Source organism: Rothia sp. HMSC065G12, from assembly GCF_001811455.1.
Taxonomy (GTDB): Bacteria; Actinomycetota; Actinomycetes; order Actinomycetales; family Micrococcaceae; genus Rothia; species Rothia dentocariosa.
In genome coordinates this window covers 423,838-437,323 of record NZ_KV804815.1, presented here as the reverse complement: position 1 = coordinate 437,323, position 13,486 = coordinate 423,838, and the positions used below count along the sequence as shown (strand labels likewise).

The following is a 13,486-nucleotide window of genomic DNA, read 5'->3' as shown; positions in this document are numbered from 1 at the left end:
ATACACGAGTTCACATCCTTGGGTACTGTATCCCGCGTGCCCCAAACCTAGTAGAGTAGAAACCGTGAGTAATAATCATCTACGCCTTTTCACCAGCGAGTCGGTGACTGAAGGGCATCCTGATAAAATTTGTGACCAGATTTCTGATGCGATTCTTGACGGCATTATCGCGCAGGATTCCACCGCGAACGTTGCTGTCGAAACAATGGTAACAACCGGACAGGTTCATGTTGCTGGCGAGGTGACAACCTCAAGCTATGTTGAGATTCCATCGATCGTTCGTGAAACTATTCTAGGTATTGGCTACGATTCATCGACCCGCGGTTTCGATGGTGAATTCTGCGGCGTATCGGTATCGATTGGCGAGCAGTCACCCGATATTAATGCTGGTGTGTATGAGTCTTTAGAGGCTCGCAGTGGTATCGCGGTTGATGATTATGACCGCCAGGGTGCGGGCGACCAGGGCATTATGTTCGGGTACGCTTCGAACGAGACGAACGTATTGATGCCCGCACCGATTTGGCTGGCGCATCGTCTCTCGGAACGTCTGACGAATGTTCGTAAAAACGGTACGCTGGTGAACCTGCGCCCGGACGGCAAAACTCAGGTCACTTTGGGGTATGACGCCGATAATAAGCCTGTTTCGGTTGATACCGTGGTGGTTTCTAGCCAGCACACCGCCGATTACGATTTAGCGGATTTGCGTGCGGATATTATCAAACACGTGATTACTCCGGTGCTGGATGCCGCCGAGTTTGATAGCTCGAACACGAAGTTTATTGTGAACCCTGCCGGTCGTTTTGTGCAGGGCGGTCCCGTAGGCGATGCCGGTTTGACCGGTCGCAAGATTATTGTTGATACCTATGGCGGTTCGGCTCGTCACGGCGGCGGCGCGTTCTCGGGCAAGGATCCCTCGAAGGTTGATCGTTCTGCGGCATACGCTATGCGTTGGGTCGCCAAGAATATTGTGGGCGCTGGTCTTGCCGACCGTGCCGAGGTTCAGGTCGCTTACGCTATTGGGCAGGCGGCACCTGTGGGTCTGTACGTCGAGACTTTCGGAACCGAAAAGGTTGATCCCCTCAAGATTGAGAAGGCTGTGCGTGAGGTCTTTGACCTGCGTCCGTTGGCTATTATCAATGACCTTGATTTGCGCCGACCCGTCTATAAAAAGACCGCGGCTCACGGTCACTTTGGCCGCAATGAACCCGAGTTTACGTGGGAGCGCTTGGACCGTGTTGAGGCTCTGCGTTCGGCGGTTTCAGCATCCTAATGCGTGAACCTGCGAGTATGCAGCCCAATGACGCGGATGCTCAGAACCCTACCGATACTTCGTCGATGAACGTTTCGGCTTCTGAGCCCGCTCAGCAGGAATCCCTGCAACAGCCTGATCTGTTGCAGGGATTTCCTGCTCTCCGCGATGCCCTGATTCCTCCCGAGCCTGAGCCGGTTGATGTACACCAGCGGCTTGCCCAGAGCGGGGTACCGTACCCGGTGGCGCGGGTTCGGTTGGATAATACGCTGCCGCATCTTGACCGTACCTTTGACTACCAGGTTCCCGCTGAGCTGAGCGAAGATGCGGTTCCCGGCGCTCGTGTGCGTGTGCGGTTCGGTTCGCAGCGGGTTACGGGTTTTATCGCGGAGCGCGCCGAAACGACCGATGTTGCTAAGGGTCTGCAGCCGCTTTTATCGGTCCTGTCGAGGATTCCTGCGGTTTCTGCCGAGATTTTTGATCTTGCAGAGGCGCTTGCCGATCGGTATGCCTCAACCGTGGCGAATGTTTTGCGGCTTGCGGTGACGCCGCGCGTGGCATCTCTTGATAAACAGTATGCACAGTTTTTGCCTACGTTTTCCGAGCTCATGGGTCTGCCGCAAGGATCTGATGAAACCGCCGATAAGGCGGAAGATAGCACTTCTGAATCGGTCGCCGAAGATGACTCAGATACCGACCACGAGCCGCAGGAAGAAGCTCCTGAAGAAGCACCGACCAGTGGTTCGCCCTCTTTGACCGATGATATTCGTGGTTTCCTCTTGGGCGGTTTCGCGCCCTACCAGATTCACCCTCCTGCCGCCCAGGTTTCGGCAGAAGACTCCCGTGCCTTTAGCGATTATGAGAATGGCGCTGAGTTTTTAGAGGATCTAGCGGCTGGGTCTCCAGCGCGCGCGGTTATAAATGTGCTGCCCGCGCATCCTGAGTTCGATTGGGCTGAACTGCTGGCTATTGCCGTGGTGACGGCGGCTGCGAATGGCCGTGGTGCCTTAGCGGTGGCTCCCGACCAGAAGACCCTCGATAGGCTTGAGTCCGCGCTGAAACGTCGGGTGCCAGCAGGCGCTTATGTTCGGTTGAGTTCGAGCGATAAACCGCATAGCCGGTATCACGCCTATTTGAAAGCGCGCCTGGGGCTGGTGCCTATTGTGATTGGTACTCGTGCGGCAGCCTATGCCCCGGTTGCTAATTTGGGGCTGGTGGTGTGCTGGGATGACGGCGATTCTTCGCTTGTGGAGCGCCGTTCGCCCTATTGCCATGCGCGCGATGTGCTGTTATTGCGTGCCCAGGCAACGGATGCGGCGGCACTGTTCGCCGGTTACGCAATGAGCAGCGAGTCGGCACGATTGGTACGCACCCGGTGGGCTTCGCATGTGCGGGCACCTCGGGCGATAGTGCACGAGTTTTCGCCGCGCATTTTTTCGACGGGTAATGACTATCAGTTGGCGCGTGACCCGTTGGCGGCTGTGGCACGTATTCCTCGGTTGGCGTTTGAGCGTGCGCGTGTGGCTCTGCAGCATGGCCCAGTGCTGGTGCAGGTTGCCCGCGCCGGGTATGTTCCGTCGTTTTCGTGCCAGCGGTGCCGCATGCCTGCGCGCTGTAATACGTGTCGGGGGCCGCTCTCGTTGGCGGCGAGTGCTTCGGTGCCGAGTTGTTCGTGGTGCGGGCGTTTGGCACAGCAGTGGCGGTGTGCAGAGTGCGGGTATGATCAGTGGCGTTCGGGTACTGTGGGGGCTTTGCGCACCGCAGAGGAGCTGGGGCGCGCCTTCCGGGGCGTTCCGGTAATTTCTTCGGTGGGGGACCATGTGCGCGCTTCGGTGGGTGCCGAATCTGCGCTGGTGGTGGCGACCCCGGGGGCTGAGCCGGTAGCGTTTGGCGGTTATGCGGCGGCGTTGCTTTTGGACGCGGATGCGATGCTTCGTTTTGATTCTTTGCGTGCCCCGGAGGCCGCATTGCGGCGCTGGTTTAACGCGGCCGCGCTGGTGCGTTCTGCGGCTCAGGGTGGGGTTGTAGTGACGACTGCCTCGCCATCGCCGGTGGAGCAGGCGTTGGTTCGGTGGGATCCCACCTGGTTTGCCCTGTATGAGCTGGATGAGCGGTCGCAGATCGGTTTGCCCCCGGCGGTACGCACGGCGGCCATTACGGGTACCGAGGACGATGTTCAGGCATTCCTGGCGGAGCTGTACCTGCCGGAAGGAGTTCGGGTGACCGGGCCTATACCGCTGGACGAAGATTTCTTTGCGCACCAGCCTGTGCATGCCGGTACCGAGAGCGGGGGAGAGGGCGATATATCTGAGTTTTCACCCCCAGGAACCGAGAATGCGGTTCCCGGCGACTGGCGCGCTATTCTCTTCTTCTCCTACGCTCAAGCACCGCAGGTCACCCACGAGTTACGCTCCGTGCGTGCGGCACTATCAGCGCTTAAGCGTGTCGGAGCGGTGCAGGTTCGATGCGATGGGTTGGATGTCGTCTAATCACTAAGCTTTATACAAGATAGCATTTACTTTACTCTAAAAGTTATAGAAATATTTCATGCTTATATGAGTTTTTTCTTGATTCCTACGTGAACTTTCGATACTTTGTACGTTAGTTGGACATCATGGAAGAGGATTCTATATTCAGATGGAAGGTAAGGATGAGTAGGAGCAAAGGTAAGAAGTCATTAAATATAGAAAAGCCTGATCATGGCATTTTATTAATACATGGTATAGGCAACAGAAAAAGGGGTAGCACTTTACGCAAGCAAGGAAAAGTAATTGCAGGTGAAATTGCAAATCTAGCTAGTTCTGAAAATTTTCGGCAAAGTGAATACCCCCTTAAGAAAACAAGTAAAGAATATGTTATAGATTGCGGATTCTCATCTCCTTATAAAAAAGTATATATCCGAGAAAGTCACTGGTCAGATAATAATACTTTTAAAAATGCTTCTAAACAAAAAATACTGTGGCTTTTGATCAGAATACCATTAATTCTAATTTTCTTTTTCTATGATTGGAGAGATTTATCGAGTAAAAATACTCTGTCTAAAATATTTAGAATTCTAATCAGAATAACCATAGGCTTGTCTCTATCATCTATCCCTATATTAACTATACGTTATATATTTAGAGGAGAGTATTCTAATACCTCTATTCTAATTGTATACTTGATACTACTGGTTCTGATTATTCTAGCTTTTATAGCTATTATAAAATTGTTTAATTACATACGTATTGCGGTAGAGGGAAAGAAGGAATTACTAGATATAGAGGAAGGAATACGTAAAGATATATCTTTATTTCCAAAGACAGTAAAAAAGATATCTATAGTAGCTCACTCTCAAGGTGGTTACCTTGCGTATAAATTATTAGAAAATAAGTCACCAGAAGCCAAGAAGGTACATAGACTGTTCTGTGTAGGTAGCGGTATTATACCAATAACTATATTAAAAGAAGCATCTATGAAAAGGATCATTTATAGTTGGTTTTTATTTTTGCTATTTATCTCATTGGTGATTTTGGGAACGTTATTCCTTGGAGATTCTTCTATATATCTATTTTATCAGTTGATAAAGATTATTATAGTTGATTTAAATCCCATTCAAATGTTTCTCGGCGCACTGGGGGCTCAGTCCATGAATGCCTCAGGAGCTATTAATTTTATTGGTTGGGTAGATATAATTAAATTCAGCTTATTCCTAGCTATATTAATGCTTGCACATACAGTTATTTATATATTTAGTAAAATTATACTCAAAATTACCATTAATCCTTTAGATATAAAGGTATGGGAAGAATACTCATCCGTACATGATATAGTAGGGCGTTTATCTCCTCTATATTTTCTACATAAGAATAGTAACGATAGTAAAAAATATCCTAGCATAAGACCAGTAGGAATTCCCGGAAGCCCTTTAACAGTCCATCTTAATTATTTTAAAGACTATTCCTCAGTTCCCTATGTAGTATCTGAATATATCTATCGTTGCACTAAGCCTGATAGGTCTGTGGAAGAATCTATATATAAACACTCTCTCCGAAGAAGAAATTTTTTATATATCTCTTCCACTCCTTTTATGGTTATGTTAGCATTCTATTTTTACGATGTGCGAATAAATGATAAATCATTTACTGAATTATATCTTGCTTTTATTGGTTCCGTGTTTTCAATGTGTATACTCCTCTATATTCCTGTAACTATTATTAGTAGTTTAGGAAACCTTAAACTCGTACGTAATCATATTAATATTGATATTTCAGATAAGTACGTATACTATAGGGCGTTAACAGATAAGAATAGTTCTTTACTGAAGGCAATAAAGCCTTCATTAAAAGTAATTATTCTTCTATTAATCTTAGCAATATTTTCATTAAGTATGTTTTCCGGCAATTACGTACTTTATAATGTTTTCGACGGGTATGATAAGAATGTAATGGGAATTTATGCTTTAATTTCATATGTAGCATACATTTTTTCTTCTGCAATTTTAGTAGGATATTCTGGAAAACTTATAAATAAATGTCTATATTTTCCTATAATAGCCCCAATTATGCTGCTATTAATGCAGGGAATGGTACCTGCTTATAGTTTGTATATTTGTATTTTATTTATTTGCTATATAACATACTTTATAATTATATATAAACGCTGGGGTTTATTAAAAATCTAAATATGGTAGTTATCATTTTACTTATGGGACAACTCTTCTATAGCCCCTTCAAAACCCTCACCAGCTTCAACGCCGAATCCCGCCAGGAATAGTGTGAAGCATCCTGCAAGCCTTCGAGGATGACGCGGTCGCGTACCGCATCGTCTTCGAGGGAGCAGATTGCCTCAGCCCAGGCGGGCGCATCCGCCTGTGGATCCTCTGTGACAGGAGCGAAAACGGCGTGCGGGGCGATCTCGCGGAAAATATCGATATCGCTAATCACGGCGGGGCAGCCCGCCGCTTGAGCCTCCACCACGGGCAGCCCATACCCCTCAGCCCGAGAGGCTGTCACCAGTGCATGCGCAGACTCTAACAGTTCCGCATACTCTTCATCGGAAACCCCGTTGTGCACCACCACGTTCGAGCTTGCTGCCAGGGGAGAGAGTAACTCCTGATCTTCGAGCTCGGCGCGGCGCGCATCCGGCATCTTCGACAGCAGATGTAGCGTGTACCCCGGCAGCTCACGCATGGCATACAGCAGAGTCTCCACATTCTTATACGGCATGAACGAGCCCATATACACCAGGTGCCTGCTCGCGCCCTCAGCCCGTGACTTTGCACGGTGCAGAGCCTCATCCTCGCTCACCACAGACCCCGGCTGCGGGGCATTCGGCACCACATGTAGCGGCTTCTCCGTCAGCCGGTGCTCACGAATCAACCGCGCCGTAGACTCCGAAACCGTCACCACGGCATCTGCCCGGTTCAGCAGCATGCGCTGCGGTGTATAGCTCTTATGGAATAGCCGCCACCCAGCACGCACCGGTGCAGGCAAAAACCCCGGAGGAGTCGGGTGCGCATAATAAATCAGGTCATGCAGGGTCAGCACCAGCTTGAACTTGCGCCCCACCGAACCAATAGTCTGCATAGGGGAAAACACCACATCAGGGTTGTACTTATTGAGCTGAAGGGCAGCAGTCGGTTCTAAGGGGCCGGTCGGCGAACAAATATTCACATGCGGCAGATCAGGCAGCATCTGCAGCTGGCGTTCATCACTAATCACCATCACCAACTGCAGATCGGCAACCTCAGGAGCACCGGAATCCATCAAATCCTTCAACGCGCCCAAAAGCGAAGCGGTATACCGGCTAATGCCGTCGTGAAAGCCAATGCGTGTATAACGGGCGTCAACCATAAGTTTCATAGGATTCTCCTTGGGATTACACCGTAAAATCTTCGTGCGTGAATTCTGCAATCAAACCTGCCGCCAATGTAGGCGTCTCATAATGAATCAAATGCCCAACCTCAGGAATCATCTCAAAACGTTCACCAGGGGAGTGCGGGCGCCCCTCAAGCGCGGCAAACATGGCGCGTGCCGTCTGTGGGGTACCCAAATCATCATCTTCAGCAACAAGCATCTGCACGGGAACCCGAATCTGCGGGGCAAACTCGGCAGCGGTTGCCGAAATCGAAACCTCATAAGCCTGCAAAACACCCTTACGCGAGCCGAAAGACCCAAAATAGGCGGCGTGCTGGTTATTGATAAAGCGGCGCATGGCGGGTTCGCGGGTGCGCATCATCAACTCGCTCGTCACACGGGTAATCAGCTGTGAACGCAGCAATGGATAACCAATTTTTTCGGGAAGCGCAGCGCCCACGCGATAGTAGAACGATGCCGCCCGCGAGGCAATCTTCTGTGACCCTTCAAGTGCGGGCTCGCTAATGGGGTTAATGAGCGTTAGGCGGTCAAGTCCATGTGGATATTCGGCGGCATAAGCGGCGGTTACGATAGATCCAAACGAGTGTCCTACCACGTGAATATCAGAGCCATCAGGGCATGCAGGGTTTATCTGCTCAATAAGCGCGTGCAGCCATGCGGTATAGCCCTGCAAAGAAACAGTCATGGGCAGGTCTTCTGAACGCCCAAAACCCGGTAAGTCAGGGCTGATAATACTAGCTTCGGGTAAAAGCTTCAGAAGCCTGTTCGCAATAATCTCAAGCCCGTGATGATCGCCGCGGAACCCGTGAATCAGCAGGATCTTTGGAGAGCTTTCGACAGGAAAAACGCCGGGGCCCATGCCCGCACCATACTGCCAATACCGTGTAGTTGCCCCAAACAGCTCTATTTCAAATCTAGTGCCCGGGATGAGTGCCCCCGGCACACCTTCAAGAACGGTACTGGGTGATGTCACGGCGGGTGCCTTTCGTGTGTTGCGGGCTCGGTCGCTGTAAATCCCTGCGGGAGATTCACGGAGGGCGTGCGTAAACCGGCTTACACACGCAATGATTTCTCTCAGTGTACGTGGAATTTCTGTGTAGGTGCTGGAGATTTAGATGAAAAGTCAAACAATATTCAGAGTTTTTCGTCGTATACGGCTAAAAATGGTTTACGCGCGCGGGGTTGCTCTGGCGGCAACGAAGGCGAAGCGGGCGCGGGCGGTGAGGCGCATCCACGATATGAAACGGGAACTCGTAAGTTTATGAATACATCAAGAAACCTTTGTGGGTACACGCTAGAATAGGTTGGTTAGCGAAAATCAAACGTCAAAGGAATCGTAGTAGTGTCTGCTGAGGTAGAGACCGAACGCATCGAGAATGCGTATGACTTCCGTGCACAGGAAGCGAAATGGCGCCCTTACTGGGAAGAAACGGGTGTCTTCAAACCAACCGGCAACGCCGCGAAAGGTCGCCGCTATGTGCTAGACATGTTTCCGTACCCCTCAGGTGACCTGCATATGGGCCACGCAGAAGCGTTTGCTATTGGAGACATGAATGCCCGCTACTACAAGCAGTGCGGCTACGATGTTCTGCACCCTATCGGTTGGGATTCCTTCGGTTTGCCCGCAGAAAACGCTGCTATCAAGAACGGTACCCACCCAAAAGAGTGGACCTACAAGAATATTGACACGCAGGCAGAATCTTTTAAACGTTACGCTATCGCCGTGGATTGGGATCGACGCCTGCACACCTCAGACCCCGAATACTATAAGTGGACCCAGTGGCTTTTTGAGCAGTTCTATAAGAAGGGCTTGGCCTACCGCAAAGACTCGATGGTGAACTGGTGCCCCAAAGATCAGACCGTGCTCGCGAACGAGCAGGTGGTTAACGGTGCCTGTGAACGATGCGGCACCACGGTTACTAAGAAGTCGCTAAATCAGTGGTACTTCAAGATTACTGATTACGCCCAGCAGCTTCTTGACGATATGGAGCAGCTTGAGGGCAAATGGCCCGAACGTGTTTTGCTGATGCAGCGGAACTGGATTGGGCGTTCCGAAGGTGCTGAGGTTCGCTTCGAGATTGAGGCTACCGAGGCACAGCCTGCCGAATCCTTCACGGTCTTCACCACCCGCCCAGATACCCTCTACGGTTCAACCTTTATTGTTGTTGCCGCTGACTCGACCTTTGCCGAGCAGATTGTGGCACCCGAACAGGCACAGGCGCTAGAGGACTACCGCGAGCAGATTAAGGCGCTCAGCGATATTGACCGCCAGTCTTCCGAGCGTGAAAAGACCGGTATGTTTACTGGGCGTTACGCAATCAACCCGCTGAACGGCGCAAAGTTGCCGGTGTGGGCTTCAGATTATGTGCTTGCCGATTATGGTACCGGCGCTATTATGGCGGTGCCCGCGCACGATCAGCGTGACCTTGACTTCGCCAAGAAATTCGACCTGCCGATCGTGACGGTGCTCGATGTTGAGGGCGAGGAAGACCCTGCCGAGTCGGGTATCGCCACTGCGGGCGATGGGGTACTCATTAACTCCGGTGAGCTAACCGGACTTCCTAAGGCAGAGGCTATTGCGAAGGCTACCGAGCTGGTTGAGGCTGCCGGCACCGGCGAAGGTAAGGTTATTTACCGCCTGCGCGACTGGTTGCTCTCGCGCCAGCGTTTCTGGGGCACGCCTATTCCCGTGATTCACTGTGAGGACTGTGGCGAGGTGCTGGTTCCTGAAGAACAGCTGCCGGTTCTGTTGCCGGATAATCTGCGTGGCGAGCAGCTGGCGCCCAAGGGACAGTCGCCCCTTGCTGCCGCCGATGATTGGGCTATAGTTCCCTGCCCACAGTGCGGTAAGAGCGCCCGCCGCGATTCCGACACGATGGATACCTTCGTGGATTCTTCCTGGTACTTCCTGCGCTATGTTTCGCCCCGTTACGCCGAAGGCCCCTTCGACCCGCAGGCGATCAGGGAATGGGGCGCGGTCAATATGTACGTGGGCGGTGTGGAACACGCGATTCTGCACCTGCTGTATGCGCGTTTCTTCACGAAAGTTATTCGTGATTTGGGGCTGATTGAGCACGGCGAGCCGTTCAAAGCTCTCATGAATCAGGGTCAGGTTCTCAACGGCGGTAAGGCCATGTCGAAATCGCTGGGCAATGGTGTAAACCTGGGTGAGCAGCTTGATAAGTTCGGTGTGGATGCAGTGCGCACTACCATGATCTTCGCTTCGCCGCCCGAAGATGATGTGGACTGGGCGGATGTTTCGCCCGCCGGTTCGCAGAAGTTCTTGGCGCGCGCATGGCGTATTGCTCAGGACGTTACCTCCGAACCTGGTGTGGATGCGGCATCCGGCGATGCGAACCTGCACAAGCTGGTGGCGCGTACCATACATGATGTGAAGCAGCTTCTTGACTCGGGTAAGTTCAACGTGGTGGTCGCCAAGACTATGGAGCTGGTGAATGCTACCCGTAAGGCTATCGATTCGGGCCCTGGGGGAGCGGACCCTGCGGTGCGCGAAGCCGCCGAAACTATTGCGATCTTGTTGTCACTCTACGCGCCGTACACCGCCGAGGACATGTGGCACGCGCTGGGATACGATAACCCGGTGCTGACCGCAGGTTTCCCGCAGGTAGATGAATCCCTGCTCGTGGATGATACCGTCACCGCAATCGTGCAGATCAAGGGCAAAGTGAAGGCGCGCCTTGAGGTATCAAAGGATATTTCTGAAGCTGAGCTTGAAAAACAAGCCCTGGAGGACGAGACTATCGCGAAGCTGGTGGAAGGCTCCGAAATCCGTAAGGTGATTGTGCGAGTCCCCAAACTGGTGAATATCGTCATCTAGAGTTTTCAGAACGTTGATGCGGTGCCGCCGGAAGAAAACTTTTCGGGTTTTGCTTCCGGCGGCACCATTCTTTTTAGCTATGATGAGAAAGTCGGTTATTGCAAATTGCCGTATTTTTAAGATTCAGGAGGGTGCCTTATGGGACGCATCGCTGTTGTGACAGACTCAGCCGCTGCTATTGCTCCTGAAATTCTTAAGGAGCGTCAAGAACGCGGTGGGTTTGCTGTGGTACCCATGCCGGTATCCGTTCAAGAGACGCCCGCACGCGCAGGCATCAGGGGCACACGAACCGAGACGAATACCCGCGATTTAACCGGTCTTAGCCTCGAGGAAATTGACGAAGCCATTTTAATGGCGCATGTCCTCGGAAATACGGTCAATACCTCCGGCCCTGCCCCCGGTGTCTTTGCCGATACCTACGATGCCCTCGTTGATGAAGGGTACGAGCATATTCTGTCGATACACCTCTCGGGAGAGCTCTCTGGAACCGTTGAGTCAGCGCGAGTGGGTGCGCAGCTTTCTAAAGCGCGAGTGACCGTACTTGATTCCCGTACCGTCGCCGGAGCCTATGGGCATGCGGCGCTGCATGCCCATGATGTAGCCGATATTTGCGATAGTCCTGAGGAACTTGCCGAAGTAGTTACCGGTATATGCGCCGAGACCGACATTTATTTCTACATTCCTACTCTCGATGCGCTTCGCCGCGGGGGTCGTGTCTCGCCCGCGTTGGCGATGGTCGGGCAGATGTTCCAGATCAAGCCTATCGGCACGGTCGCGGATGGAAAACTGACCTATGTTGAGCGCCCCCGTACCGCAACGCGCGCGAAAGAACGCCTCACGCAGATTATTCGTGACGTTTGTACTAAGCACCAATCGGTAAAAAAGCATCCTGCAGCTGCGGCTGCGCAGCACGGCGTGCGGCCAACCGGTCATGTGGTGGCGCTTCACCATATGGGTAACTTTGCGGAGGCTAAAGCCTTGCAAGATTCGTTGGGAGCCTTCGCTTCGGATGCGGTTCTTAGCTCTCTCCCGCCCGTATTGGCGGCGCATTCCGGACTGGGTGCACTTGCCGCTGTCATCTATTAGCCATGCGATGTGAGAATGTCATTTTTCTTTGTGTAGCCGCTAAAATTACCCGATTCACCCGCAAAAATTGGCGCAATCCCTGTGGATAGCCGGTTTTTATGTCCCGCTCGGATAGTTATCCACAGAATATAGGAACCGCCCGGCAGGGGCATAAGCACGCGGCTAGGCTTGCACTATGACCCGCGATAACGCCCACCAAGCATTTCACCCACTAAGCTCTTCTATGCAGACGCTACCCGAAAGAGCTGAGACGTCGGTACCAGCACAGGAAGCTCAGACAGAGAAGCAAAGCCCCTATGGGATCTGGGATGACGAGCCCACAGAACGCCTTATGCCGCATGATGATTTTGCGGAAGGGTCTGCTTCTTCTGCCTCGGTGGGGAAGAGCCCTCGAAGACTCTACTCAGATTCTTACGAACAAACCGTGTATGAGCAGCATGAGTCGGCATCTGAACAGCTTTTAAGACGAGCTAGACAACGCGCCACTCATAGCACCGAACCAGACGATTTGGCGGAAAGCTACTACGAGGGCACACAGCAGCAGATCTCCGCGGTAAAACCTGCGCACAACCCTGCCAATGAACAGCGCGGCGAGCGCACTACTCACGTTATTGCACAGCGTGAGAATATGCCCGAAGAGCTCATTCAGGATGAATGGGACGAATGGGAAACACCAGCGAAAACCCGTGCTTTTCGGTGGAAGGTTCCGCCCTATGCCGTCTTCGTTTTAGCCTTGGGCGTTCTAGGAATTATTCTCTGGGGGTTGCTAGGATTTACACCCACTCCGCAAGCAAACGAAGAGTCTACCAGTAGCGCCCAGGTGGCGGCGCCAGGGGCTAGCTCATCCGTAATTCCGAGTGCCACCCCTTCGGATTCATCTGCGCAGAATAAAATTCCGAATAAGAATGGCACTATTCGAGTGCATATAGCTGGAGCAGTCAAAACTCCTGGCGTGCAAACGCTCCCTGCTGATGCCCGCGCCATTGATGCCCTTGAAGCCGCAGGAGGCGCAACCCCGGATGCCGACCTCAACCGGGTAAACCTCGCGGGCAGCCTTAGCGACGGCACACAGCTTTATATCCCTAAGACAGGGGAGACCGCTGCACCGGTACTTGCCGCACCAGCCGGAGGAAACAGTGCTTCACCCAACGGTTCTCCGGGAGCCGCGCAAAATCCTGCGGCACCGAAATCTTCTGCGGGCACTGGGCAGCAGGGCGCACCGGGTTCTCCTATCAACCTGAATACTGCGACTGCTGAGCAGCTGCAGACTTTGCCGCGCATTGGTCCTTCTCTAGCCGCCCGCATTATTTCTTGGCGTGATGCTCACGGAGGCTTCAAAAGTGTTGATGAGCTGGATGCAGTACCTGGCATCGGTCCCTCTCTCATGAGTTCGTTGCGCCCGCTCGTCACAGTCTAAATCCGTTAGCGTCAAACAATATAGGTAATGAGCCGCAT

Annotated in this window: 8 protein-coding genes; 6 read left to right on the top strand and 2 right to left on the bottom strand. The window is 52.2% G+C overall.

Translation table 11 applies throughout. The annotated features are described in order from the left end of the window. Positions 1–64: 64 nt before the first annotated feature. The 3 genes from metK to HMPREF2804_RS07115 all read left to right on the top strand — a co-directional run bounded on the left by metK (position 65) and on the right by HMPREF2804_RS07115 (position 5,912). Positions 65–1,270: a methionine adenosyltransferase gene (gene metK, locus HMPREF2804_RS07125; protein ID WP_048754032.1), complete on the top strand. Its 1,206-nt coding sequence runs from the start codon at positions 65–67 to the stop codon at positions 1,268–1,270. Beyond that, complete coding sequence (locus HMPREF2804_RS07120; RefSeq protein WP_070450317.1) at positions 1,270–3,738, top strand: primosomal protein N' family DNA-binding protein; 2,469 nt, start codon at positions 1,270–1,272, stop codon at positions 3,736–3,738. The genes metK and HMPREF2804_RS07120 overlap by 1 nt, the downstream gene beginning before the upstream one ends. Positions 3,739–3,863: 125 nt before the next feature. Then, positions 3,864–5,912 (top strand): hypothetical protein, encoded by a 2,049-nt coding sequence (locus HMPREF2804_RS07115; RefSeq protein ID WP_141744119.1) that lies wholly within the window; start codon positions 3,864–3,866, stop codon positions 5,910–5,912. Between the two features lie 37 nt (positions 5,913–5,949). Here HMPREF2804_RS07115 and HMPREF2804_RS07110 read toward each other — a convergent pair whose 3' ends face one another. Then, a complete protein-coding gene (locus HMPREF2804_RS07110; RefSeq protein ID WP_070450312.1) occupies positions 5,950–7,092 on the bottom strand; it encodes a glycosyltransferase family 4 protein in 1,143 nt (380 codons plus the stop codon). Between the two features lie 16 nt (positions 7,093–7,108). Continuing rightward, entirely contained in the window at positions 7,109–8,080 is a 972-nt protein-coding gene (locus tag HMPREF2804_RS07105; RefSeq protein WP_070450309.1) for an alpha/beta fold hydrolase, read from the bottom strand. A 369-nt stretch (positions 8,081–8,449) separates the two neighbouring features. Here HMPREF2804_RS07105 and leuS point away from each other — a divergent pair, with 369 nt between their 5' ends. The 3 genes from leuS (at position 8,450) to HMPREF2804_RS07090 (ending at position 13,448) form a co-directional block, all read left to right on the top strand. Next, positions 8,450–10,945, top strand: coding sequence for a leucine--tRNA ligase (gene leuS, locus HMPREF2804_RS07100; RefSeq protein WP_070450306.1), 2,496 nt, complete (start codon positions 8,450–8,452; stop codon positions 10,943–10,945). Positions 10,946–11,083: 138 nt separating this feature from the next. Continuing rightward, complete coding sequence (locus HMPREF2804_RS07095) at positions 11,084–12,031, top strand: DegV family protein (RefSeq protein ID WP_070450304.1); 948 nt, start codon at positions 11,084–11,086, stop codon at positions 12,029–12,031. Positions 12,032–12,206: 175 nt separating this feature from the next. After that, positions 12,207–13,448, top strand: a complete 1,242-nt coding sequence (locus tag HMPREF2804_RS07090) for a ComEA family DNA-binding protein (RefSeq protein WP_070450301.1) — start codon at positions 12,207–12,209, stop codon at positions 13,446–13,448. Positions 13,449–13,486: the final 38 nt, after the last annotated feature.